The following is a 23,760-nucleotide window of genomic DNA, read 5'->3' as shown; positions in this document are numbered from 1 at the left end:
TGGCTGCTTTTTTATCTGGATTTTTGTAAAAAATACAATCACCCTTATGCTGAGCCCAAAAGCCTTTTATTATTTTGTGATAAACTGAAAGAAAAACACCAGAATGATTCACAGCGCTTGCAGGCTAAGCTGGCAGTAAAATTATACTATTCCGGTTTAAGTCAAGAATCCAGAAGACCTCCTCCTTTATACCAGGTGCACCATGTTCAGGAGAAAACAAATGGGCATATCATTGGAGAGCAAACCCACCACCCATGGAACATTGCCATGGAAAAGCTAAAAAATGAAATCCTGGTCCGCCATTACTCAAAAAAAACATTAAAGGCATATTCCCTGTGGGCAGAGAAATTTCGTTATTTTATTAAAAATAAATTGCCGGAAAATTTGACCCCTGATGATGTAAAGGACTTTTTAACTTTTCTTGCGGTGAAGAAAAAAGTTTCTGCCTCTTCCCAAAATCAGGGTTTCAACGCATTACTGTTTTTTTTCAGGCACGTACTGAAAAAAGAATTCGGTAAAATTGAAGGTGTTGTCCGTGCAAAAAGGAAACCCTATATTCCGGTTGTCCTTTCCTGGGAGGAGATTGATCGTATTCTTCAAAATTTAAAATATCCATATGACCTTATTGTAAAAATGTTATATGGCTGTGGGCTTCGGCTGTCGGAATGCATGGAACTGAGAATCCATAATTTTAATTTTGATCATCATGTGCTGACCATACATGATGGGAAAGGCAAAAAGGATAGAACGCTACCTCTTCCGGAATCAATCAGCGATGCCCTGCAAAATCAAGTCAATTATGTGATTGAACTGCATGAGGCAGATTTAAAAGTCGGCTATTCTGGTGTTTTTATGCCGGACAGGCTTGAAGAAAAGTATAAAAATGCTCCCAAGGAATTGATATGGCAATGGTTTTTTCCGGCCAAGACCTTGACCTTTATTGCAGAAACAAATGAATACCGGAGGTATCATCTGCATGAAACCCATGTCCAGAAAGCGATTAAACGAGCAGTGAACAAATCAAAAATCCTTAAGCGGGCAAGTGCCCACACCTTTCGGCACAGTTTTGCCAGTCATCTGCTGGCGGCCAACTATGATATCCGCACCATACAGGAGATGTTGGGACACAGTGATGTTCGAACGACAATGATCTATACTCACACGGTAAGGTCAAGAACTATCAAGGAATCAAAAAGCCCGCTTGATTTCCACTTAAATGAATTATAAAGTGGTGTAAAATTTGGAAAACTTATAACGCATGAGTTAACAAAGAGAGAGTGGATGGAAATCAAGTCGCATGACAAAGACAGCCGTGATGATGCACCTTTGTTCCTGGAGGGGATAAAGGTCTTTTGGTACGGCGTTTTTTATGCAGGCCCGGGGCCCGGGGCCATTTGGAAAATCTGGGGGGCAAGGTGATCCGTGGGAGGTAAATAAAACAACGTGGCGATTTACAAAAAACGAACATTTTGGATACCGGGTATAGCCGCCTTTGTGCTGTTTGCTGCAATGATGTATTTTCGGTTGGGTTTTCATCACAATGCTGTGAATGTAAAGGATACTTTCCTTTCTTCTGCCATGCAAACACAACAGATTCCGGGTGAAACTTGGATGAATATCTTCCAGAATGACACCAAAATTGGCTATAGTCACCGCCGGCTGACCACCGCCGGTGGGGGGGGCTATCTCATTGATGAAAAAACGGTGATGAACATAAACACCATGGGGCTGGTCCAGGAAGTCATGGTGACGTCCTCAAGCATCACAAGCCAGGATTTTGCATTGGAAGCATTTAAATTTTCCATTGCGTCGGGAACCTTTCATTTTGTCGTCAACGGACAGGTGAAGGAAAACAGCCTTTTTCTTTATACCCATTCCGCCACCGATGCCGGTGGGGCAGGGGAGGTAAGTACCCTTAAAATACCCCTTGAAAATCGACCCTATCTCCCCAGTGCGATTCTTCCTGCCACGGTGGCATCCGGCCTTAAGCCCGGCAACGAGATGACGCTTTTTCTGTTTGATCCCTCCACCATGGGGCAGGCCCCTGCCACAGTAAAAATGGTGGGTTCAGATCCCATTGTTATCAATGGTGAAAAAATAGCGGCACAGAAAATCACATTGTCCTTTAAAGGGGCCAGTCAATCGGCTTGGGTGGATGCAAAAGGGTTGATACTGAAAGAGCAGGGCATGCTGGGCATCACCCTTGTGAAAACCACCCAAAAGGAGGCCATTGGGGATATTAATCCAGAAGGCATGGCTGATTTAACCACGCTGGTGTCCGTGCCCTCCAACGTAACGTTTCAGGATCCGGGTGCACTTACAAAATTACAAATCAAGCTGACTGGCGTGGACATAAAACAAATGTCATTGGCTGCCAGGGGGCCGTCACAGCATCGTCAAACCTGGAGTCAAGATATTTTAACCATTGAAAAAGAAGTTCTTGGCAACTTACCTGCCGCTGTCACATCTAAAAAAATCGCCGGGGTGGATGAAAAATTTATTTTACCAGGGCCATTTGTCCAATCCGATGACGCGCAGATCCAGCAAATTGCCCGGCGGCTGGTGTTTCCTGACAATACCCCCCTGGAAAACATTGGGCGGCTGGTGGGCTGGATTCAGGCCAATATTCGGAGACAACCGGTGATTTCCCTGCCCAATGCCCTCTCCACTTTAAAAAACAGGGTGGGAGATTGTAATGAACATGCGGCCTTGATGGCGGCTTTTTGTCGTTCTGTGGGTATCCCTGCGGGCATTGAGGCGGGGCTGGTGTATCTCAATGGACGTTTTTATTACCATGCCTGGAATACGGTGTTTGTTGGACGATGGATCACCGTGGATGCCCTGTTTAACCAGATTCCGGCAGATGTCACCCACATCTCTTTGACGGCGGGTTCCCAGGAATCCCAGCTTGACTTGATGGGGATGATGGGAAAGATAAAACTTGAGGTGCTGTTCTATGAATGACCGGAGATAAACGTGATTGAACTGAAAAATTTAACCAAAAAATATGGAAAATTCATGGCCGTGGAGGGGTTGAGCCTTGTGGTACCCCGGGGCGAGATTTTTGGTTTCATCGGTCCCAACGGAGCCGGAAAAACAACCACCATAAGCATGATGGCAGGCATTCTGGTCCCCACCTCCGGGGAGGTAAGCATTTGTGGCATTGATATGCTGACATCTCCCCGGGAGGCCAAAAAGAAAATCGGTTATATCCCGGACAGGCCCTATCTTTATGAAAAACTCACCGCCATGGAGTTCTTAAAGTTCATGGGAGATCTGTACGAAATGGATCCTGATGGATTTGAACACCTTGCAGAATCAAGCTTAAAGCAATTTTCCCTCCTGGACTGGGCCGATGAGCTCATTGAATCTTTTTCCCATGGTATGAAACAGCGTCTGATCATGGCAGCAGCCCTGATGCATGACCCTGAAGTGGTGGTGGTGGATGAGCCCATGGTGGGGCTGGACCCCATTGCCATCAAGATGGTGAAACAGCTGTTTCGGGAACTTGCTGCCAAAGGTGTTACCATTTTTATGTCCACCCATACCCTGCAGGTGGCCCAGGATGTGTGTGACCGCATTGGGGTCATTCACCGGGGACAGCTCATTGCAAAGGGAACCATTGGCCAATTGAGAGCCCTTGCCAGTTCCGATGGGGGAGATCTGGAACAGGTATTTATGATTTTAACGGAGGAAAAGGGCGGTGGCGTGTAATAATATACAAACACTTTTAAAGCCCAGGTGGTGGGGCACCCTGAACCAGGCAAGGGGAGAAAAACGAAAGGCCGGGATCGTAAAGTTTATGATCATCGGTGGGTTGGGCGCAGGGTTTTGGGTGGGGGCATTGCTAATTTGCCTGCGGATGCTGCGATATTTCAGCGGTGTGGAGGAACTGGGGGACATCCTTGCCTGGAAATTTCTTTCCATGGTCATCGTCACCATTTTTTCTTTGCTGATTTTCAGCAGTATTTTAAATTCCCTGTCCAAACTGTATCTGGCAAAGGATCTCAAGCTGGTCCATGCCATGCCGGTGGAGGGCTATACCATCTTTCTGGCCCGGTGGTTGGAAATCACCCTGGACAGCTCTTGGATGGTTATTTTGTTTACTCTGCCGGTGTTTGTTTCCTATGGTGTTGTGTATGATCCGGGGATGTTTTTTTACCTCACAGTGCTGGCATCCCTGGTGCTGCTTTCCTTTGTGGCATCGGCTCTGGGGGCATTTTTGGTGATGGGGGTGGTGGTTCTGGTCCCAGCCAGCCGCATCCGCACCATTTTTGTTTTTCTGGGATTGTCTGTTTTTATTCTGCTTTATGTTGCCCTTCGCATATTGCGGCCAGAACGTCTGGTGGACCCCGACGCTTTTTCTGCAACGCTTTTTTATTTTAAATCCATGACAGCCCCTTCCTCTGCCTTTTTGCCCAGCACCTGGTGTTATGATGCCGTGATGGCGGCATTGCAGGGGGCAGCTTTTGAAGCATTTTTTCACATGGGGTTATTGTTAAGTTTTGTATTGGTGATGATCTTTGTGCTGATGTTCACAGCAGATCTCATTTATTTTAAAGGCGTGTCCCGGGCCCAGACATCGGCGGCAAGGGTGTTTGTGAAAAGACGATTGGAACTTCCCCTTTTTCGGCGGTTCAGTGCACCGGTGAAGGCCCTGGTGACCAAAGAGATCAAAACTTTTTTCCGGGATCAGACCCAGTGGTCACAGCTGTTTCTCATCGGGGCGTTGATGGCCATCTATATTTATAATTTCAAGGTGCTGCCCCTGGACAGATCCCCCATTAAAACCCTTTATCTCCAAAATATTTTGTCATTTCTCAACATGGGGCTTGCCTTTTTTGTGTTAACGGCCATCACCGGGCGCTTTGCCTTTCCCGCCGTCAGTATGGAAGGTGAGGCCATCTGGCTTATACGATCAAGTCCGGTATCGCCCCGTTCTTTTTTATGGATCAAATTTTTCATGTACCTGGTTCCCTTGATGGGGTTGACCCTGCTGTTGATCATCGCCACAAATATTTTGCTTAACGCCGTTCCCTTTATGATGGTGCTTTCCTGTATAAATACCGTTTTAATGGTGCCCGGTGTGGTGGCGCTTGGCATTGGCCTTGGAGCTGCATTTCCCTCGTTCAAGTCGGAAAACCCCGCACAGACCGTCACCAGCTATGGTGGTCTTTTGTTCATGATTTACAGTGCCATTTTCATCGGCGGGGTGATTGTGCTCCAGGCCGGACCGGTTTATGCCATTCTTGCCACCCGGTTCCGGGGAGGGGAGTTGTCCGGGCTCACGGTTTCGTGGACTGTTTTCTCCTTTACAGCATCGTTTTTAATCTGCATTATAATGGTTGTGCTACCGCTTCGGTTTGGTGAAAAAAGACTTGTAAAACATTTGTACCATTAGTTCGGGGAGTTGTTTCAATTCCTTCACGGGTCTGGCTGTGGTGGTAGCGTAAAAAATTTATGGCTGATGACTGCCAAAATGAAAGGGAAAAAATGAAGGAGAGAGTTGAGATTCAGTTTGAAAAGGGGACCCTGGAAGGGGTTGTTCAGGGCGCTGAAAAACAGCGTGGGGTGATTATAACCCATCCCCATCCGGAATATGGCGGAAACATGAATAACCTGGTTGTCAGAAGCATTGAGCAGGCTTATCTTGACAATGGCTATGCAACCCTGCGGTTTAATTTCAGGGGCACGGGAAAAAGCACCGGTGCCTATGACACCTTTTTTGATTTATGCGCGGATGTGAAGGCCGCAGCGTCCTTTCTTCAAGATCGCGGCATTTTAAATCTTGCCCTTGCCGGATATTCTTTTGGTTCCTGGGTGAATGCCCACACGGCTTTTGAAGAAAAGCCATTACTGCATCAATTGCTGGTCTCGCCTCCGGTGAGCTTCATGGATTTTACAGATGTCCAGGGATTTGCCTGCCCTGGATTTGTGATTTGCGGTGACAGGGATGAATACGCGGATATGATTGAATTAAATGAGCATCTGAAACGGTGGAATATTTCCTCATTTGAACAAATAAGCGGATGCGATCATTTTTATTCCGGCATGCGTGAATCTTTGTATGATAGTCTGGTTCGCTGTGCATTTTAAGAATCAGGGATTTTAGCTGCTAATAAATCAAAACGGGTGCTATTTGGTAAGATTGGGAGTAAATAGCATGGCTGTTTTTTTATAATCTATGCCAGACCCCCTGAAACACCACGGGCAAACCCGGATGCCATCCGTGGTTTGCCCGTGATATGTATTGCTGATTTTCAAGAACCATGGCGCAGGGCGATTTTTTCAAACATCAAGGCGATACCTTCATTCATCGTATAATTGGATTCAATGTCAAGGGTATCATCGGAGGTGTCATCAAAATAGATGTGAAGCCCAGACTCAAGACCCTCTTCGGGTTTCCAATAACAGACCATTATGGGAAAAAGGGGCAGGGGATGCAAAATGATTGAAATATCTGAATCAATATTGCTGACGATTTGCTTTCCATCAAATATTTCCAGCATGTCTTTGAACAGATCTGTATAGGTATCGGCAACCCGTTTTAAGGGTTTTTCACAGCGTTGTTGAAAATGGGCATATCTCGAAGGCCCGCCTTTCAGTTCCCGAAAGGTGATCCAGTTTCCCCGGGGGGGCTTACCCGATGCGTTCAAGATATAGTTCAATGCCGGAACCACCATATATGCATTGATATGTACCTCAGAAGAGAGGTTTCCCCTGGTATCGATACCGAATTCCTTGCCAAAAATTTTTATGGTCAGTTTATTGTTGGAAAACTGTGCCCCCAGACGCCTGGCTGCTTGTGAAAGATCAATTGACGCTATTTTTTGTTTCAGCATTTCAATGGCTTCTGCCTTATATTCATCAACGGTATTGGGTTTTTCTATTGCTCCCCCATACCGCTGCACCACTTCTTTGTCCAGATAAGGACATGCCTGTATCGGCTTTTTTTCCTTAAACACAGCCACAGCAAATGCCAGGCAGGTTTGTTCATTGCATTCTCTACAGTTGGAACCATTCAACAGCTTATAGATTTCCATGGGATTATTAATCTGTGACATTCAAGAATATTCCTTTTTTAATTTTTTTTACCCATGTGTGGCAGCCAGCTTTTCAAACATATTAGCAAGCCCCGTGCCAAGCCTGTAAATGCTTTCAATGGGTAGATTTTTATCCGCCGTGGTATCGAAAAAAAGGTTCAAATCCGATTCCATACCTTCTTCTGGATTGTTATAGCAGATGAGCATGGGTAAAAGTGGCAAGGGTTTGATGATCAGGGATATGTCTGCATCATAATGATTTTCAACGGGTTTACCGTTGAAAATTTCAATGATGTTTTCAAAAAAAGAGGGGCTTGAGTCCGCTATCTTTTTAAATCGCTTAACGCATTGATGCTCAAAAAAACGGGACCAGTCCATGGATGTCTCAAGTTCCCGGAACGGAACCCAGGTCTCTGTCAATGCCAGTCCTTTGCCGAAAAGGATGTAATTCAAAACGGGTGGGGCAATCCAGGGATTGACGTGAATATCGGTGGATATTTCCCCATTTGTGTCAACGTTTAAATTTTTTCCCAGGATTTTAATGGTCAACCTGCCATTGGAAAATTTTCCACCCAGTATACCGGCCCTGGACGCAAGGTCCGTTTGTTTGATTTTTTCTTTTAAACCGGCCATCACTTTCAGATAATCCTGCTCAGGCCCGGACTCTCTTTTATTATCTTTATCAGCGTAGGCCTTAAGTGTCTTTTCATCAATATATGGACAGTCACTTAAAGAAACCTGGCCTTGAAATACCGCTGCAGCAAAGGCAAGGCAGGTGGCTTTATTGCATTTACGGCAATTTGTTTTTTCCAATAATTTAAAAACTTCCATGGTGTTGTTGAATTTTGCCATATCAATGGGACTCCTTATTTTTGTTCAGCTCTACAACGCTTTTGGGGGCTGTCCACATCATGGGCCCCCGTTAGTGCTTGTCCTCAAATTATTTGTACATTTTTATCGAGACATCATGGGTAATTAAGATCACCACGATCCATGATTTTTCAAGTTATTTATGGGCAGCGATTTATAATTGTTGGTTCAACGGGGTCAGGCTTGAGTTATTGACGTTATGGACCACAGTCTGTGGAAACGCCAAAATCAAATATTATGCCAATAATGCAAGCCTGACCCCTTTCCACAAAAAATGGCCGATGTTATGAGCAAGCTCCAAGTTTTATAACATTAGCACCACTTCAATAATAGCCGCTTTTTTCATTTTTTTGACCTCGCAGAAGTTGACAACTCTGTGGCGGAGTTTTTTTTACTGTGATATGCTCTTGGCCAGTTTTTTACTATGGATTTTCGGCATCCATCATATTCACTGGAAAGTGATTTGCACTTTTTAAAGGAATCGGTCTTAAATAAGTTGCCCATTGTGCTATATCCAGGAGCGCGGACGTTCCGTCCGCATATCTGCATGCCTTGTAAAAATGCAGACGAGAGGTCCGCGTTCCCAGGTAGGGACATTGCTCTATAAAACGGGAATGATGGGTGCCGGATTTTAAAATAAGTTTAAATAAGGAGAAAGATAGCAATGTCAGAGATTACCTCGTCATATGGATGGAACGCCTCAATGGGAATGTCCCTACATGATAAGATCCGTCAAGATATGAAGCATGCCATGATCAACAAAGAAAACACTGTCCGGGACACCATGCGCCTTATTATGGGATCCTTTCCTGATCTGACGGTTTCCATGACCCTGGAGAGCGGAAAGAAAACCACCCGGGTGAAAAAACCAGAGGAGATCACAGATGATGATATCCTGGACATCATCCGTAAGTTTGCCAAATCCGAAAAAACGGTGCTTGAGATTAAAAAAAAGACCACCTCGGATTATCTGGAGCTGTTAAATGCCTATCTGCCCCAGATGGCAACCTCCGCTGAAATCAGGCAATGGATACAGGATAACGTTGACCTGTCTCAGTTTAAAAGTCCCATGCAGGCCATGGGAGCCGTCATGAAACATTTTGGAAAACAGGCCGATGGTAATGAGGTGAAAGCGGTATTAAAAGATATGTAAACATACATGATTGTAACCACCTGCCGCAACGAATAATGATAATGGCATGTTTCAACCTTGTTTGGTGCAGTTGGTTACGGGGTATATTCATAAACGGGAACGAAAAAGGGACTTGCTCATAAGATGGACCATGCTGGGGAGGTGACCGTCAATTATGACGGGTGGCCCAACTTATGACCAAACCTCAAAAAGTTATTTTGATGTGAGGGGGGAGTGAATGTCATATAAGCGTTTACTTATAAAAAAAATTCTTGAAACCGATGAATCAATCGATAAAAAAATTCTGGCCCTGATTGAGCATGAAGAAAAGAATGCTGAAGCCGAGGAAATGAAAGAAGCCGTTATTTCCATGGAGGATCGCGAACACGAACGAAAACCTGTTGACCTGGATGCAGATATTGATACCGGAAAAGCCCATATCAAGGCCACTGCCCAGGATGTGTCCCTTTGCGGAGCTTTTATACGTACACAAGAAGCCATAGATAAAGGCGAAAATATTGCTATTCGCTTGATCAGCGGGGATGGTGAAGAATTTGAATTTATATCAGAAGTGGTCCGGAAAGAGCCTTCGGGTATTGGTATCCTGATTAAAAATATCAGCAGTTCTCATAAGGAGCGATTCCATAAATTTCTGGAAAAATTATAAAGCAATGTTCCGGTTTTATTATTTCGGCTTGATCTCATCAAATCCTGACAAAAATGTTATAAATTTCATTGACTTTATCTTGAAAATAGCATCAAGTATTTCAGGGTAGGGCGTTATTTTATTAATAATAATAAGTATCAGAAGGAGAAAGAGATGAAAAAGACATTTTTTGCTGTGACATTGATTTTCATGTTTCTGATGACAGGCCTGGCTCAGGTTTCAGCCGAAACCCTTGAGCTGCTTACCTGGAAAGGCTACGCACCCAAGGTTCTGGTGGAGCAGTTTGAAAAAGAAACCGGCATCACCGTTAAGGCCACCTTTACCAACAATGAAGAGATGATTGCCAAGCTTCGTGCCACAAGGGGAGCAGGCTTTGACCTTGCCCAGCCCAGCCAGGACAGGATTTCATCAGTGCAGGAAAAATACAATATTTATCAGCCCCTGGACTATTCAAAAATCAATGCTGCACAGATTATTCCCTCCATGCTCAATGCCGTTAAAAAAAATACCCTGGTGGAGGGCAAAAGCCATGCAGTTCCCTTTTGCTGGGGAACTTCCGGCCTCATCGTAAATAAAAAAATGGCCCCGGATGCCACGGATTACAGTGCGCTTTTTGACAAAAAATATGCCGGTAGAGTCAGTTACCGCCTGAAACGGCCCACCCTGATTGCCACAGCATTTTCCCTTGGGGATGATCCCTTTGCAAAATATGCAGATGTCACCGCCTATGAAGCATTGATGAACAAGGTGCAGGACAAACTGGTGGAAGGCAAACCCCTTGTGAAGAATTACTGGGCCAACGGCGATGCCCTGCTTCAGTCCATGCGATCCGAAGAGGTGTATGTGGCCATGGCATGGGACAACGGTGGATGGAAACTCCACCAGGAAAACCCGGATATTGATTTTGTGGCACCTGCAAGCGGTGCCCTGGGCTGGATTGACACCTTTGCCATTCCTGCCAAGGCCAAAAATGTGGATGCGGCCTACAAATGGATCAACTTCATGTTAAAACCGGAAAATGCGGCCATTTTCACCAACATTGAAAAATGTGCCACGGCCTCCGACGGGGCCATCAAGCTCACCGATGCTGCTGTGCGGGATAATTTTGAGCGCTGTTTTCCCCAAAAAGACATTGACAACATCAACTGGTATCCCCCGGTACCGGCCAAACTGGAATCCATTGAGGGTATGATCCTTGATAAGGTCAAAGCGGCCAATTAACAAGTGTAATTATTCGGCCAGTACCTCATCAGATTCACCTGTATGGGGCACTGGCCAAACCGTCACATTATCAACCCGAATATTTAATAATCCGTACTGTGCCCGGGCAGAAATGGCTTGATTTTTGATCTGTTTCCATGTTTTTTCCGGGTCCCATTCACTTTGATGATCCCGTTTCCTTAACCATCCTGTTCGGACCAGCGGGGACGGGGACAGGTTTAGGATAACTATGCACACTGACCTTTCTGTACAAAACGTTACAAAGAAATTTGAACGCTTCACCGCCGTGGATAATGTGTCCTTTGAGGTGGAGCAGGGACGGTTTTTTTCCATACTGGGTCCATCAGGATGTGGCAAGACAACCCTTTTGCGCATGATTGCAGGTTTTACAGAACCCAGTCAGGGGATCATTGCCATCCGGGGCAACAACATGCAGGGCATCGCCCCCAATAAACGGCCGGTGAACCTTATTTTCCAGCACCTGGCCCTTTTTCCCATGATGAATGTGGCACAAAATATTGCCTTTGGCCTCCAGAGACAGGGCTGTGCTAAGGCTGAGATCCAAAAAAAAATTGATACCATCCTGGATCGAGTGGGCCTTCCCGGATTCCAGGATAAAAAAATAGACCAGTTGTCCGGGGGCCAGAAACAACGGGTGGCCATTGCAAGATGCCTGGTGCTGGAACCCACGGTTTTACTCCTGGACGAACCCCTGGGAGCCCTGGATCTAAAGCTTCGGGATCAGATGAAGGTGGAGCTGAAAAAGCTTCAGGCCAAGGTGGGCACCACCTTTGTTTACATTACCCATGATCAGTCCGAAGCCCTTGTGATGTCCGACTACGTGGCTGTGATGAACAGGGGGAGGTTCGAGCAGGTGGATACCCCCCAGAATCTCTACAACCATCCCGCCACCCCCTTTACCGCACAGTTTGTGGGGGACAACAATGCCTGGTCCGGTACCATTACAGCAATGTCAGACACCCGGGCCACCCTGGTGACCCCAGACGGCAATACCTTCATCGTTAACACCGGTGATCGTGGGTTTTCCATAGATGCCGGGGTGGATCTTTTCTTGCGACCCGAAGCCATGGTGATTCAGCCTGACCCCGCCATGGATCAACTGAACCGGTTTGAGGTCATTGTAAAGTCTATTCTCTTTGACGGAGCCAACAGCCGACTTCTGGCCACCCCCATAAATTCGGAAAAAGAACTCATCATTGCGCTTCCCCAGAACCGACAGTTTGACCATGTGCGTCCTTTGGACAAACTTGAAATCGGGTGGTATGAGGCCTCGGGGATCTGCTTTCCGGAAAACGAGGCCCAGCCATGAAAAATCAAAGCCGGTGGTATCTGTTTTTTTTCCTTAGTCCCATTGTGCTGTGGCTTTTTCTGCTCATTGTGCTGCCCCACATTGATCTTCTGATCATGTCCTTCCGGGTGGAGAATGGTGCCGGAGACATGGTGTGGAGCCTTGGCAATTATCTAACCTTTTTCTCCGAGCCCATTTACTGGGCCACCTTTGCCAGGACCGCAGTTTACTCCATTCTGGTGACGGTGCTGACCTTTGTCATTGCCCTGCCAATTTCCTTTTACATTACCCACGTAGTGTCCCCAAAGTTTTCTGGATTTCTCATGCTGCTGCTGCTTTTACCCTTCTGGGTCAGTGAGCTGGTAAGGGTGTATGGCTGGATGATTCTGTTGAGGGAAAGCGGAGTGATTAATCATTTTCTGGTGCAGTCGGGGATCTTGAATAAACCCGTGGAGATGTTGTACAACGATGCCACCATGATTTTAGGATTGGTTTATACCTCCATGCTGTTTATGGTGGTGCCCCTGATATCGGTGCTGGAAAGCCTTGACAAATCCCTTATAGAGGCGGCCTTTGATCTGGGGGCCAACATGTGGATTGTCCTTGTGAGAATCATCATCCCCCATGCCATGCCGGGCATTGTTTCTGGCTCCATTGTGGTGTTCATGCTTACGCTTGGCAATTATCTCACCCCCAATCTCATGGGGGGAAAGAATTCTTTATGGTTCACCGAGCAGATTTACAACCAGTTCATTGCAAGCTTTAACTGGAACCAGGGCAGTGCCTTTGGATTTTTGCTTTTGATTCTGTCTTCCCTGATTATCTGGCTGGGCTTGAAACTCTCCGGGCAGAAGCTTAGCAAGGTGGTGAAATGATACGAACTCTTCCCAAATCAAAGACCTACTCCTTTAGCTTTACCCTTTATGTGGTATTGTATTTTGTTTTTCTCTTTGCTCCCCTTGCCGTGACATCCATTTTGGCATTCAATGATTCCCAGTTTCCGGCGTTGCCCTGGAACGGGTTTTCTCTTGACTGGTTTTTTGCCGACACCTCATCCCGGGTGGGAATTTTCCATGATCGCATGAATCTTGACAGCATCTGGGTCAGTGCCCAGACCGCTTTTTTTGTCGCCATCCTGGCAACGTCCGTGGGGACCCTTGGGGCATTTTTATTTGAGCAGGAAGATTTTAAATTCAAGCAGCTTTTGTATTTTCTCATGCTCTTGCCCCTGGTGATACCCGGGGTGATCCTTGGCATATCCATTTTACTTTTTTCCAATACCCTGGGGATGTTTTTTGAATCCGCCTTTAATCTGGATGTGGGCCTGTTCCGGCCGGGGTTCTGGCTGGTGGTGTTGGGGCAGTTTTCCTTTATCACCACCTTTGTTGTTCTTGTGGTATCGGCCCGGCTGAAAAAATTTGACCGGACCCTGGAAGAGGCAGCTCTGAACCTTGGGGCCAACCGCCTGGAGGTGATCTGGTATATCACCTTAAAATTTTTGCGGCCAGTAATCGTGGGGGCAGGGGCCGTGGCCTTTCTCATGTCCTTTGAAAATTTCAATACCACCCTTTTCCTGGTGGGCTCCCAGCCTACACTGCCCATCAATCTTTATCTCCAGGTGCGTGACGGCAGCACCCCGGTGATCAATGCAGTCTCTTTTCTTCTGATCCTTGGCACTTCAATTCTGGCCGTTGTAAATCTTTATTTGAGCAATAAACATAAATAAATTTGGCGTCCTTCAAATCAGCTGCAAAGCACGTTGCACATTTGGAGCAATATTTCCCGAAAAATGGAACTATTGCTCCAAGAAGTGTAAACTGCCCACTGGATCAACTATTGCTCCAAACTTTATTTGCGATAATAAAAAAACTTTACAAGCCATTTTTTGTAAACCCCATTCAAAAAAAGTTTGACAACATTATACTTTTTGTAGTTAGATACTGATCATTTCATCATAACTGAAATTTAACTTGTAAACCGAAATCTCGAGCAACGAAAACGAAAAAAAATAGCCAAGACAAAACAATTAAATTTTTGAAACGCCTCCTTCGTTTCTCGGTTTACGACTTTCAGTGCTATATTTCTGTTTTGTGGGGTCTTCTTTCCCCAAAGAGTCAAGTACCACGACACCATATTTAGAATTCTTTTTTTTGTTATTTTCTCCTGATTGAGTGCTCAGTCATTGTGTATTAAAAACACCATTTAGGAGCAGGGTTAAAACGTGTTGACGTATCAGATGGACATGGAAAAACCTGTTCTTCCTGTCTGCAGTATATCAACACACTTTTCATGTTAACGGATTAATGAGGAAAAAAAATGAGTAATCTTTACGACGATGCTTATCAACAATCGATTAGTAATCCTGACGAATTCTGGGGTAAAGCTGCGGAAGATATCCATTGGTATAAAAAATGGGACAAGGTACTCGATGACAGTGACAAGCCTATGTATCGGTGGTTTACAGGCGGTGAGATGAACACCTGTTACAACGCCCTTGATCTCCATGTTGAAAGAGGCAGAGGCGATAAGCTTGCAATTATCTATGACAGTCCGGTAACGAACACCATTAAAAAATACACCTACAGTGAATTACGAGATGAGGTTGCGAAATTCGCAGGTATTCTTGCGGCCCAGGGTGTCGTCAAGGGGGATCGGGTTATCATCTACATGCCCATGATTCCCGAAGCCGCCATTGCGATGCTTGCCTGTGCAAGAATCGGGGCCATTCATTCTGTGGTGTTTGGTGGCTTTGCCGCCAACGAACTGGCCACCCGTATTGAAGATGCCAAGCCAAAGGTCATTGTGTCTGCCTCCTGCGGTATTGAGGTTGCCCGGGTGATAAAATATAAACCCCTGCTGGATCAGGCCATTGAGTTATCTTCGTCCAAACCTGGTAAATGTATTATTTATCAGCGTCCTCAGGAAACCGCTTCCATGGTTGATGGGCGCGATATTGACTGGGTTGCGGCCATGAAGGATGCAACGCCCGTTGACTGCGTACCCGTGGCGGCCACCGACCCGCTTTATATTCTTTACACCTCAGGCACCACCGGACAGCCCAAGGGCGTTGTCCGAGACAATGGCGGTCATGCCGTGGCATTAAAGTGGACCATGAAGGCCATTTATGACATTGATGAAGATGATGTCTGGTGGGCAGCCTCTGATGTTGGCTGGGTGGTGGGTCATTCTTACATCGTGTATGCCCCCCTTTTCAAAGGCTGCACAACGGTTTTCTTTGAGGGTAAACCCGTGGGCACCCCCGATGCGGGCGTATTCTGGAGAATCATTTCAGAGCATAAAGTTAAATGCATGTTCACGGCACCCACCGCATACCGTGCCATCAAACGTGAAGATTCCGAAGGGAAATTGATCAAGAACTATGATCTGTCCTGCTTTAAGATTTTATTCCTGGCCGGCGAACGTTCTGATTCTGATACCATCCAATGGTCGGAAAGACATTTAAAGGTACCGGTCATTGACCACTGGTGGCAGACGGAAACCGGATGGGCCATTGCCGCCAACTGCATGGGGCTTCACCATTTTCCTGTTAAATACGGTTCCCCCACCAAGGCTGTGCCGGGGTGGGATGTGCAGGTGGTGGATGAGTCCTGTAAACAGATGCCTGCAGGCGATATCGGCGCGCTTGTGGTGAAACTTCCCCTGCCTCCCGGAACCCTGCCCACACTTTGGCAGAATGATAAACGCTATGTTGAAGCTTATCTGGAGGAATTCCCCGGATATTATAAAACCGCCGATGCCGGTGTGATCGATGAAGACGGTTATATCTATGTAATGGCCAGAACAGACGATATCATCAACGTGGCCGGTCACCGTCTGTCCACGGGCGCCATGGAAGAGGTGTTGTCTGATCATCCGGATGTGGCGGAATGTGCTGTTTTAGGCGTTGAGGACAAGCTTAAAGGGCAGGTCCCGGTGGGCTTTCTGGTGCTGAATGCGGGTGTTACAAAAGATCAAGCTGAAATTATTAAAGATGTTATCAAGATGGTGCGCGATCGCATTGGGCCGGTTGCTGCTTTTAAAATGGCCACCGTTGTTAAACGGCTTCCCAAAACACGTTCAGGTAAAATTTTGAGGGGCACCATTCAGAAAATCGCAGACCAGAAAGCGTACAAAGTGCCTGCGACCATTGATGATCCTTCAATCCTGGCCGAAATGGAAGAATCTTTGATTAAGATCGGTTTAGCTAAGGGCAGAAAATAGATAAGTAGATTGTACGGCCATTATGATTCACCTGAATAAACGGGTGGATCATAATGCCCAATGGGGCAAAAGAATATAACTTTTGGAATGATTAAGGCATAATGGGATGCCCCATGAGTAGCCGATTCTTGGGGGTGATGGTGTCGGGAATTCTTGCGGTGATGATCTCGTACCCCCGGGAGTGAAGATTCATGGCCCGCATGGCATCAACTGCCAGGGTGGGTTCCATCCAGTTGGTGAGATTACCCGTGGGGCAGGTTTTAAGATTATGGCAGCAGGGAAGCACCGCCACCCGGGCATTTCCTCCCACGGCCTTGTCAATGACCATATCTGTTAAAGTACCACAGGCATGGGCTGACACCACCACATCATCTGGGAAAATAATTACATCCTGGATTTTCATCTCTTTAAAGTGGATTTTACCCAAAAGCCGGGGCCACTGCGTCACCAGTGCCTGGGAGAGTTTTTGAGCGTTGTCCGGCAGTTTTCTGTCAACGCACAGGGCATGATCCGAGCTGGCATCCAGGATCAGCATGATGTGGGCCAGCAACCCATGACCACATGCCATATCCACGACCCGTCCCCCCTTATATCTGCGCCGCACCCTTTTGGCGGTTTCCCAGGCCTCATACAACTCCTTTCGGGGAAGGGTACCGGCCCGGCACACGCTTCGGGCGATGGTTTCAAACAGGGTCTCTCCGTTGAAAAGGGATTCATGCTGCGGCATCAGGCGGTTTTTGCTGGACGGCTTCATTTTTTGATATTTCCCTGCACCGTTCCGCTAAGTATCACTTTTACCCTGCCCACCACTCCGGATTCCAGACGTACCTTGATGCCATGGGGGTGGGTGCTTGATTTGGTGAGAAGATCCTTGACCACCCCCACGGTGAGTTCCCCGGTGCGCTGATGCTCTTTTTTCACCACCTTCACACTCATACCTTTGCGAATATCGGCTCTTTTCTGTCCATTCATTTTTTTCTTCCCTTTCCCGGTTGGTTTTGAATTGGTGTTTTTCTCATATTCTCATTTCTGCTGATTTCATATTATCGAAGTCGTTCCTCTTTCTCACGCAAATTTTTATTTTGAATCATTCAGGACGCTATTGTTTTTTGGCAAAGGGCTTGATAATAAATTCTTATTTCCATGAGTTTCAGGGCGTGGTCATAAATGGGCCACAATCTTTTATGACCACATCCGAGTTTTATTATGACATGGGCTTTTTTGAGCTGAAAAGGTGGGGTTTATTGATCTCTTATGCCGTTTTTTCGATGTCATGGTCTTTTGGCAAGGTCATGAAGGATTTCAAAAACGGCCATGGGTTCCATGCTGTTATTTCCGGCAATCGCCTTGATGGGTTGCCCCGCCTCCGCCTGGATGTTGTTTTCTTTCAACTCCTTTAAAATGGTTGGAATCACCAGATGATACTGACTGCACACGGCCTCGAGGGTCATATTTCCAAACCCCGGGGGAGGAGAATCGGGAAATACATTCCCGACATCTATTGTTTCCGGTTTCATGGCGGGCTTGATAATTTCATATACCTGCATGGGGGTCATTTGGTTGGCAGCAGCAATGGAGGCAAGAGTTTGGTTTGGCCCTGTTACGGCCATACCCGCACTCTTTAACAGCTGCATACTTTTACTTAAATCCAGCCCTTGCTTTTTGGTAAAAAGCTTTAAGGAGGAGAGTTCTGCATGTCCATAGGGGGGTTCGCCATACTTTACTGCAGCCCTGTCCTTGATGGCTTCTCCCATGGAAATAACTGCGCTCATGGGAGGAATTTCATAATAGGTACCAATGGCCGTGAACAAGGTGATGAGCAAAGCCACGTTAAATGAGGGGGTGAAGACTTTCATTTCCTTTGCCCTGGTTGTGAGATAGGCTGTGATGGGCTTCCAGTTGTAATAAATATGCAGCAATCCGGCAATGAGCATGAGAACGCCCAGATTGATGTGCAGATTTCCCCACTGGGTCTTGGATAAGCCAAACAGGTGCCAGTCGGCCCAGTAGGCAATTCTTCCATGGGGAACGATGTACAAAATAACTGAAGTGAATATGAGCAGCACAAAGGTGATGAGCAGGGTTAATGAAGTGATTTTTTTGATGGTCATAGAGCCTCCGATATCTGTTAACGAATACAGATAGATTTAACAAAATCCTTTGATTTGAGCAAAGCATTTTGCGCCAAACTTTATTTAGTTTTCCTTATTTGATTGTAATTTGTAACGAGGTGAAAGGAAGTCATTCAATTATCATGGCAGATCAGACAACTCACATTCCCTGGCAGAATCAAAAACAATGGCATACGTTAACCCCCTTTTTTGATACCATTAGAAATCTTCACCATAAAGATCTTAATCCTGTTTATCAACAAGCTGACACCATCCGGCAACTGTTTATAAGTCTTTCCCGACCCATGGATGAGCTGTGCGCCGTCACCTGCATTCATTGTCAAGATATCTGCTGCAAAAAAGCCACCATCTGGTTTGATTTCAAGGATCTGCTCTACCTTTATTTTGCCTTTGGCAGACTTCCCGATACACAGATTTCCAAAAATAAAGACCGCGTCGGCCATTGCCAATGTTGTCATTTTTCAAATACGGGGTGCCTCCTGTCCCGCCTGGAACGCCCCTTTGTGTGCACCTGGTATCTTTGCCCGGATCAGAAGCAGGCGCTCATGTCAGGCGATGATGTCAAGAGCGAGGTTTTCATGGCAACAATAAACCGGATTAAAGGATTGAGAACTGAGATGGAATCCCAATTTTGCCGGTTGTCGGCAGGAATGCAGGATGTGGAAAGATAAAATAACCAAATCCCAAGCCCCTGATGACTCATTCTTTTTTGATCTCCGCCTTATCCATCTTGTACCGAAGCACCCGCTCACTGATGCCAAGGGTTTCTGCTGCCCGGGTCTGAACCCAGTCATGATCCTCCAGGGCCGCAAGCAGCATCTGCCTTTCCACCGCTGCCAGGCGTTCATTTAATTTGCCCGTGTAAGTCTGGGGTTCCCGGATCATGGGGGGCAGGTCCTGAAGCCGGATGACCTTTCCCCGTACCAGGGTACCCATGCGCTGGATCATATGCTCAAGTTCCCTGATATTTCCCGGGAAATCATATTTTACCAGCTGGGCTGCAGCATCGGGATGAAAGGAGATACCGCTAAACTTATATTTGTCAAAAAAATGATGAACCAGCTCCATGATGTCCTCCCGCCGTTCCCGCAAAGGCGGTATCATCAACTCCAGTACATTGAGCCGAAAATAAAGATCTTCTCTGAACAGCCCCTGTGTGACCATCTGCTTTAAATCCCTGTTGGTGGCCACAATGACCCGGATATCAACAGCAATATCTGTTTCTGCCCCCACCCGGGTGATTTTTTTTTCCTGGAGTGTTCGCAGGAGCTTTGCTTGGAGCTGCATGGGAAGTTCCCCCACTTCATCCAGAAAGAGGGTTCCTTTGTCTGCCAGTTCAAAGCGTCCTTTTCTTCGGGCTGATGCTCCGGTGAAGGCGCCTTTTTCATGGCCGAACAATTCGGATTCAAAAAGATTTTCTGGTATGGCTGCACAATTGACCTCAATAAAAGGGGCATCCCTTCGCTGGCTCATGAGATGCAGAAGCCTTGCAATCAGTTCTTTGCCCGTGCCGGTTTCCCCTCGGATGAGAACAGACCAGTCGGTGGGTGCAATGCGATATACCATGGATAGCAGTTCCTGCATCTGGCTGCTGGTGCCGATGATGGCCAGGGGCAGTTTCTGCTGCTCAATGGATTGTGTCACCTGGTCAGATTCCGTTTCAATGGAGATCTCCTGCTCCATGGAGTGAATTTTGTCCAGGAGTTTTTTTAAGTCAATGGGTTTTTCAAGAAAATCGTTGATCCCGAGTTTCATGACCTTGACAGCGGTTTCCACATTGCCATAAGCGGTTATCATGATGGCTTTAACAAGGGGAGACAAAGCTTTCATTTTTGCCAGTACCTCATCTCCGTTCATGTCTTCCATGCGATGATCCATGAGGACAAGCTGCACCGGATGGGTTTCAAAAAGGGCCAGGGCTTGTTTTCCACCGGAAGCGGTCAGGGTTTGAAATCCTTGTTTTTCAAGGAATCCCTGCAGCATGTTACGCTGCATTTCCTCGTCGTCCACAATCAATATTTTCATGTTTTGTTCTCCTGCTCCGGGATAAATCCTTTGGGCTTTATCACAAGATCTGCCACCCAATTCACAATTGGTGAAGGGGGGGGCAGGTTTGTATTCTTGTGATTGTGCTTGGTCATAACTTGGGCCACTCGTCATCGTTGGCGGCCTACGGGGTCAGGCTTGCGTTGATAATAAGGCCCCTGAACTGAAAAATGAAAGTGCCTCCATTGTGTGGTGATCAAGCCCTTGGAAGTATAATGGATGCTGAAAAAATACTGTTATTACAGCTGATCTCAAGACGTCCTGAATGGGCTTCTATTATTTTTTTGCTGATGGCAAGCCCCAGACCCGTGCCATAGGTTTTTGTTGTGAAATATGGGTCCAGTACCCGTTGGTTTTGTTTCGATGTAAGGGTATGGCATGGATTTTCCATGGCAATGATGTTGTAAGTTTCTTTTTTTGATAGCGTAACTTTAATGCTGCCTCCATGGGGCTGGGCTTCCACTGCGTTTTTTAACAAATTTTCAAAGGCCTGGCCAAGGTAATTTGCATCTCCATCAACCTTTGCTGTGGCATCAAGTTGAAAATCAAGGAAAATATCATTTTGGTCGCACTGGGGACGATAAAGTACCCCAAGGGAGTCCAGGAGCGGAGCCAGAAATATTTCCTGCTGGTTCGGTTCAAAGGAACGAACATATTGCTGCAGATGGGTGATTACCCCGTTACTTCGCTCCACCGCTTTTCTCATGCTGGTGATGAGTTGGCGATGATCATCCTCCAGGGCCAGGGACTCCATTTCCAGTCGCTGCAGGCCCATGCTGATTGCATTTAAGGGGTTTCTCATTTCATGGGTGATGGTTGCTGCTGCCCGGCCAAGGGAAGCCTGCTCCAGTTGCTTTGCCATTTTTCTTTCAAATATCCGGGTTTGTTCAAGTCTCTGCTGTTGCAAGCGATAAAGCCACCCGGATGAAATCCCGCCAAGGATAAGCAGCAGAGAAATAAAGACCATGAGCTCTTTTTTAAGGGATGCCATACGATGGGAAAAGTAGTTAGCCTCAAGACCCACCACCAGGATTTTGTCTCCCATGGTGATCCGGGTTTCGGAAACGGGCCTGCCGTTGATATGGATAAGCCTGGTATCATGGGGTGCGGGAGGGGGGGGCGTATTTTGGGTTTCAAGGACTTCAATGGGTTGAAATCGTACATATTCAATACCCTGCATCTGGTTCAGGCGTTTGATCAGGTGGTCCACGGACTGGGTTTCCTGGATTTTATCCATTTGTTCTGATGACATTCCCACAACAATGCCGTCATTTTCATGGGAAAAGGGGGCCTGGTTCAAAGGGGGAACCGCAAAAAGATAAAGATGGGATTTGGGCAGGCATATCAGCCCATTGTCCCTGTTGTCCAGGGGGCGAGGCAACCATCCTGTAGGGCCTTCCACGGCGGATTTTCCATGGGGGCTGAAGATGGTGATGCCAGCCAGGCCGGAAGCCATGGCAAAGGCTTCCAGCTCCTGGGCTGTGAAGGGTTCCAGTTGATTCAGATAGCGGACAAACCGGGCAGTGTTTTCAAGGGAATGTCCAATCAGGGTTTCCAGGGCACCATGGTTTGTCATGGAATTGCGGATATTTAATTCCACCACGGCCCCCAGAACCTTGGAGTGGGTCAAGGAGTGTTCTTTGAAACTTTTGTTGATGCGTTGGGCCTGCCAGTAAAAATTGCCCAGAAGGAGCAGAATAAGGGTTCCAAAGACAAAGAGAATGCCTTTCCAGCTTGGATTCTGTTTCAATGGCTGCCACCTCCACCTCCACCTCCACCACCACCACCACCGCCACCGCCACCGCCGCCTCCGCCTCCGCCGCCACCACCACCACCGCTACCGCCGCCAGAACCCCCACCGGAGGCGTTACCACCGGCATTTCCATTGGACCCGTTGCCGGAAAGAGCAGCGGAGGCCCCTCCTGATCCTGCCCTTCCCACGCTTTTGTCTGCACTTTGTTTATCCATGAGACCCAATGCTTTTTTCAATCGGGACAATATTCCTGTGGGGTCGGCGCATCCTCCGCCGGCACATCCCTTGATGTCATGGGCCAGAAGTAGATCTTGGCCGGGGTTTTCCCAGTGTCCCCACACACGCACATGGCTGCCCACCGCTACGCATCTGGGCAAAAATGCTCCATCGGAATGTTGGGAGAGGGCATTTTCCATGGTAGATCTAACCCGAATACTTTCTTTTCTGTGGGAGAGCCCTTCCATATTTTCAGGGGGGGATTCAAGGTGCATCACAAATTCATTCTTTTTTTCATTGATATCCAGAACCTGGCCGGAAAGGAATTCCTGCGCGGCAAGCGCATGGGTAAAAATCAGACAGCATAAAATTATAATTGAAAAAAAATGTGATTTTTCCATTTGAAAATTCCTTTGCTGGCATTTAATTCGCAGCACTGGTGTGGATATTTCGCAATTGCTCATAAGATGGAACCCCCAACATCTAACAAAACACGATTTTTTTAGCAACCGTTTTGCAGACATGGGGGGCGCGTGGCAGAAAAAAAGGTAAAAACAAAAAAGGCTGCCCCGCAGGACAGCCTTTTTTATGCATGCTTCAATTATCAGGCGTTGGGGCAATCTCCCGTACCGGTGCCATCACCTGGTCCATGTCCCGTGCCGTCCCCGGGTCCGTCTCCGCCGTTACCTGTGCCATCTCCGGGGCCATGACCGCCGTTTCCGGAACCGTTTCCATTTCCGCCCCTGGCCAAGGTGAATGAATCCAGCGTGGTCTGCATGGTTATGCTGCAGTCGCCAGGGCCGTTGCCCGTGCCGTCCCCGGGTCCATTTCCGCCGTTTCCGGTGCCGTCTCCAGGTCCGTGGCCTGCCATGGCGGGCAGGGTGATCATGATTAGTGTGGCTGAAATCAGTGTGGCTTTTTTCAATGTGGACGTGAATTTCATAAAAAATCTCCTTGTTACTTGGATGGATAATAACGGTTTCCCGTTTGAAAATGGCCTGTTGGTGTTTTTTGTTACAGGAATCGTGCCAAGGAGAAAAAAATATTTTTTTGCTTTTATATTAGATGGTTAGGCTGGTGACGCCATGAAAGGAGATGGGGTTGGATTCGACACTGAGCGTTATATTCGACAATAATGTCGATGATTATT

22 protein-coding genes are annotated in these 23,760 nt (G+C 46.9%); 13 read left to right on the top strand and 9 right to left on the bottom strand.

Annotated features, from left to right (window positions below; all coding sequences use genetic code 11):
- Positions 1-267 precede the first annotated feature (267 nt).
- The 5 genes from ACYQ2M_RS07420 to ACYQ2M_RS07400 all read left to right on the top strand — a co-directional run bounded on the left by ACYQ2M_RS07420 (position 268) and on the right by ACYQ2M_RS07400 (position 6,096).
- Positions 268-1,227, top strand: a complete 960-nt coding sequence (locus ACYQ2M_RS07420; protein ID WP_459915695.1) for an integron integrase — start codon at positions 268-270, stop codon at positions 1,225-1,227.
- A gap of 216 nt (positions 1,228-1,443) precedes the next feature.
- Entirely contained in the window at positions 1,444-2,964 is a 1,521-nt protein-coding gene (locus ACYQ2M_RS07415) for a transglutaminase-like domain-containing protein (protein WP_459915694.1), read from the top strand.
- Between the two features lie 12 nt (positions 2,965-2,976).
- The gene (locus ACYQ2M_RS07410; protein WP_459915693.1) at positions 2,977-3,714 is read left to right on the top strand and encodes an ABC transporter ATP-binding protein; all 738 of its coding nucleotides are present in this window, start codon (positions 2,977-2,979) and stop codon (positions 3,712-3,714) included.
- Positions 3,704-5,401, top strand: coding sequence for a putative ABC transporter permease subunit (locus ACYQ2M_RS07405; RefSeq protein ID WP_459915692.1), 1,698 nt, complete (start codon positions 3,704-3,706; stop codon positions 5,399-5,401). The genes ACYQ2M_RS07410 and ACYQ2M_RS07405 overlap by 11 nt, the downstream gene beginning before the upstream one ends.
- A gap of 92 nt (positions 5,402-5,493) precedes the next feature.
- A complete protein-coding gene (locus ACYQ2M_RS07400) occupies positions 5,494-6,096 on the top strand; it encodes an alpha/beta hydrolase (protein WP_459915691.1) in 603 nt (200 codons plus the stop codon).
- Between the two features lie 164 nt (positions 6,097-6,260).
- Here ACYQ2M_RS07400 and ACYQ2M_RS07395 read toward each other — a convergent pair whose 3' ends face one another.
- Together ACYQ2M_RS07395 and ACYQ2M_RS07390 are read right to left on the bottom strand one after the other, a co-directional pair.
- The gene (locus tag ACYQ2M_RS07395) at positions 6,261-7,064 is read right to left on the bottom strand and encodes a DUF3786 domain-containing protein (protein WP_459915690.1); all 804 of its coding nucleotides are present in this window, start codon (positions 7,062-7,064) and stop codon (positions 6,261-6,263) included.
- 27 nt (positions 7,065-7,091) lie between these two features.
- The gene (locus tag ACYQ2M_RS07390; protein WP_459915689.1) at positions 7,092-7,895 is read right to left on the bottom strand and encodes a DUF3786 domain-containing protein; all 804 of its coding nucleotides are present in this window, start codon (positions 7,893-7,895) and stop codon (positions 7,092-7,094) included.
- A gap of 682 nt (positions 7,896-8,577) precedes the next feature.
- Here ACYQ2M_RS07390 and ACYQ2M_RS07385 point away from each other — a divergent pair.
- The 7 genes from ACYQ2M_RS07385 to ACYQ2M_RS07355 all read left to right on the top strand — a co-directional run bounded on the left by ACYQ2M_RS07385 (position 8,578) and on the right by ACYQ2M_RS07355 (position 16,463).
- Entirely contained in the window at positions 8,578-9,066 is a 489-nt protein-coding gene (locus ACYQ2M_RS07385; RefSeq protein WP_459915688.1) for a GatB/YqeY domain-containing protein, read from the top strand.
- 217 nt (positions 9,067-9,283) lie between these two features.
- Complete coding sequence (locus ACYQ2M_RS07380) at positions 9,284-9,712, top strand: PilZ domain-containing protein (protein WP_459915687.1); 429 nt, start codon at positions 9,284-9,286, stop codon at positions 9,710-9,712.
- A gap of 153 nt (positions 9,713-9,865) precedes the next feature.
- Positions 9,866-10,933: an extracellular solute-binding protein gene (locus ACYQ2M_RS07375; protein WP_459915686.1), complete on the top strand. Its 1,068-nt coding sequence runs from the start codon at positions 9,866-9,868 to the stop codon at positions 10,931-10,933.
- Between the two features lie 229 nt (positions 10,934-11,162).
- A complete protein-coding gene (locus tag ACYQ2M_RS07370) occupies positions 11,163-12,263 on the top strand; it encodes an ABC transporter ATP-binding protein (protein WP_459915685.1) in 1,101 nt (366 codons plus the stop codon).
- Complete coding sequence (locus ACYQ2M_RS07365) at positions 12,260-13,117, top strand: ABC transporter permease (protein WP_459915684.1); 858 nt, start codon at positions 12,260-12,262, stop codon at positions 13,115-13,117. Before ACYQ2M_RS07370 ends, ACYQ2M_RS07365 begins: the two co-directional genes overlap by 4 nt.
- Complete coding sequence (locus tag ACYQ2M_RS07360) at positions 13,114-13,968, top strand: ABC transporter permease (protein WP_459915683.1); 855 nt, start codon at positions 13,114-13,116, stop codon at positions 13,966-13,968. The genes ACYQ2M_RS07365 and ACYQ2M_RS07360 overlap by 4 nt, the downstream gene beginning before the upstream one ends.
- Positions 13,969-14,558: 590 nt before the next feature.
- Positions 14,559-16,463 (top strand): propionyl-CoA synthetase, encoded by a 1,905-nt coding sequence (locus ACYQ2M_RS07355; protein ID WP_459915682.1) that lies wholly within the window; start codon positions 14,559-14,561, stop codon positions 16,461-16,463.
- 91 nt (positions 16,464-16,554) lie between these two features.
- Here ACYQ2M_RS07355 and ACYQ2M_RS07350 read toward each other — a convergent pair whose 3' ends face one another.
- The 3 genes from ACYQ2M_RS07350 to ACYQ2M_RS07340 form a co-directional block, all read right to left on the bottom strand.
- Positions 16,555-17,217, bottom strand: a complete 663-nt coding sequence (locus ACYQ2M_RS07350) for a methyltransferase (protein ID WP_459915681.1) — start codon at positions 17,215-17,217, stop codon at positions 16,555-16,557.
- The gene (locus tag ACYQ2M_RS07345) at positions 17,214-17,435 is read right to left on the bottom strand and encodes a YwbE family protein (protein WP_459915680.1); all 222 of its coding nucleotides are present in this window, start codon (positions 17,433-17,435) and stop codon (positions 17,214-17,216) included. The genes ACYQ2M_RS07350 and ACYQ2M_RS07345 overlap by 4 nt, the downstream gene beginning before the upstream one ends.
- Before the next feature lie 299 nt (positions 17,436-17,734).
- Positions 17,735-18,574 carry a DUF4405 domain-containing protein gene (locus ACYQ2M_RS07340; protein ID WP_459915679.1) on the bottom strand — a complete coding sequence of 280 codons (840 nt, stop codon included), beginning with the start codon at positions 18,572-18,574 and terminating at the stop codon, positions 17,735-17,737.
- 143 nt (positions 18,575-18,717) lie between these two features.
- Between ACYQ2M_RS07340 and ACYQ2M_RS07335 the strand changes: the two genes are divergently transcribed.
- On the top strand, positions 18,718-19,266 hold the full coding sequence (locus tag ACYQ2M_RS07335) for a hypothetical protein (RefSeq protein ID WP_459915678.1): 549 nt from the start codon (positions 18,718-18,720) through the stop codon (positions 19,264-19,266).
- 28 nt (positions 19,267-19,294) lie between these two features.
- Here the strand turns inward: ACYQ2M_RS07335 and ACYQ2M_RS07330 are convergent, their stop codons facing one another.
- From ACYQ2M_RS07330 to ACYQ2M_RS07315, 4 genes are all read right to left on the bottom strand, one after another.
- Positions 19,295-20,620, bottom strand: coding sequence for a sigma-54-dependent transcriptional regulator (locus ACYQ2M_RS07330; RefSeq protein WP_459915677.1), 1,326 nt, complete (start codon positions 20,618-20,620; stop codon positions 19,295-19,297).
- A gap of 217 nt (positions 20,621-20,837) precedes the next feature.
- Positions 20,838-22,391 (bottom strand): sensor histidine kinase, encoded by a 1,554-nt coding sequence (locus ACYQ2M_RS07325; RefSeq protein ID WP_459915676.1) that lies wholly within the window; start codon positions 22,389-22,391, stop codon positions 20,838-20,840.
- Positions 22,388-23,011: a hypothetical protein gene (locus ACYQ2M_RS07320; RefSeq protein WP_459915675.1), complete on the bottom strand. Its 624-nt coding sequence runs from the start codon at positions 23,009-23,011 to the stop codon at positions 22,388-22,390. Before ACYQ2M_RS07320 ends, ACYQ2M_RS07325 begins: the two co-directional genes overlap by 4 nt.
- Before the next feature lie 203 nt (positions 23,012-23,214).
- The gene (locus tag ACYQ2M_RS07315) at positions 23,215-23,553 is read right to left on the bottom strand and encodes a hypothetical protein (protein WP_459915674.1); all 339 of its coding nucleotides are present in this window, start codon (positions 23,551-23,553) and stop codon (positions 23,215-23,217) included.
- Between the last annotated feature and the right edge of the window lie 207 nt (positions 23,554-23,760).

Source organism: Desulfocicer niacini (assembly GCF_054657595.1).
The sequence above is the reverse complement of the archived record's forward strand: the minus strand, read 5'-3'. Positions and strand labels throughout refer to the sequence as shown.

Excerpts from the sequence above, each read along its gene's own strand:
- ACYQ2M_RS07345 (WP_459915680.1), bottom strand. The coding sequence starts at position 17,435 with ATGAATGGACAGAAAAGAGCCGATATTCGCAAAGGTATGAGTGTGAAG.
- ACYQ2M_RS07420 (WP_459915695.1), top strand. The coding sequence starts at position 268 with ATGGAAAAGCTAAAAAATGAAATCCTGGTCCGCCATTACTCAAAAAAA.
- ACYQ2M_RS07385 (WP_459915688.1), top strand. The coding sequence starts at position 8,578 with ATGTCAGAGATTACCTCGTCATATGGATGGAACGCCTCAATGGGAATG.
- ACYQ2M_RS07370 (WP_459915685.1), top strand. The coding sequence starts at position 11,163 with ATGCACACTGACCTTTCTGTACAAAACGTTACAAAGAAATTTGAACGC.
- ACYQ2M_RS07360 (WP_459915683.1), top strand. The coding sequence starts at position 13,114 with ATGATACGAACTCTTCCCAAATCAAAGACCTACTCCTTTAGCTTTACC.
- ACYQ2M_RS07350 (WP_459915681.1), bottom strand. The coding sequence starts at position 17,217 with ATGAAGCCGTCCAGCAAAAACCGCCTGATGCCGCAGCATGAATCCCTT.
- ACYQ2M_RS07390 (WP_459915689.1), bottom strand. The coding sequence starts at position 7,895 with ATGGCAAAATTCAACAACACCATGGAAGTTTTTAAATTATTGGAAAAA.
- ACYQ2M_RS07400 (WP_459915691.1), top strand. The coding sequence starts at position 5,494 with ATGAAGGAGAGAGTTGAGATTCAGTTTGAAAAGGGGACCCTGGAAGGG.
- ACYQ2M_RS07395 (WP_459915690.1), bottom strand. The coding sequence starts at position 7,064 with ATGTCACAGATTAATAATCCCATGGAAATCTATAAGCTGTTGAATGGT.
- ACYQ2M_RS07335 (WP_459915678.1), top strand. The coding sequence starts at position 18,718 with ATGGCAGATCAGACAACTCACATTCCCTGGCAGAATCAAAAACAATGG.
- ACYQ2M_RS07340 (WP_459915679.1), bottom strand. The coding sequence starts at position 18,574 with ATGACCATCAAAAAAATCACTTCATTAACCCTGCTCATCACCTTTGTG.
- ACYQ2M_RS07330 (WP_459915677.1), bottom strand. The coding sequence starts at position 20,620 with ATGAAAATATTGATTGTGGACGACGAGGAAATGCAGCGTAACATGCTG.
- ACYQ2M_RS07315 (WP_459915674.1), bottom strand. The coding sequence starts at position 23,553 with ATGAAATTCACGTCCACATTGAAAAAAGCCACACTGATTTCAGCCACA.
- ACYQ2M_RS07380 (WP_459915687.1), top strand. The coding sequence starts at position 9,284 with ATGTCATATAAGCGTTTACTTATAAAAAAAATTCTTGAAACCGATGAA.
- ACYQ2M_RS07355 (WP_459915682.1), top strand. The coding sequence starts at position 14,559 with ATGAGTAATCTTTACGACGATGCTTATCAACAATCGATTAGTAATCCT.
- ACYQ2M_RS07320 (WP_459915675.1), bottom strand. The coding sequence starts at position 23,011 with ATGGAAAAATCACATTTTTTTTCAATTATAATTTTATGCTGTCTGATT.
- ACYQ2M_RS07365 (WP_459915684.1), top strand. The coding sequence starts at position 12,260 with ATGAAAAATCAAAGCCGGTGGTATCTGTTTTTTTTCCTTAGTCCCATT.
- ACYQ2M_RS07375 (WP_459915686.1), top strand. The coding sequence starts at position 9,866 with ATGAAAAAGACATTTTTTGCTGTGACATTGATTTTCATGTTTCTGATG.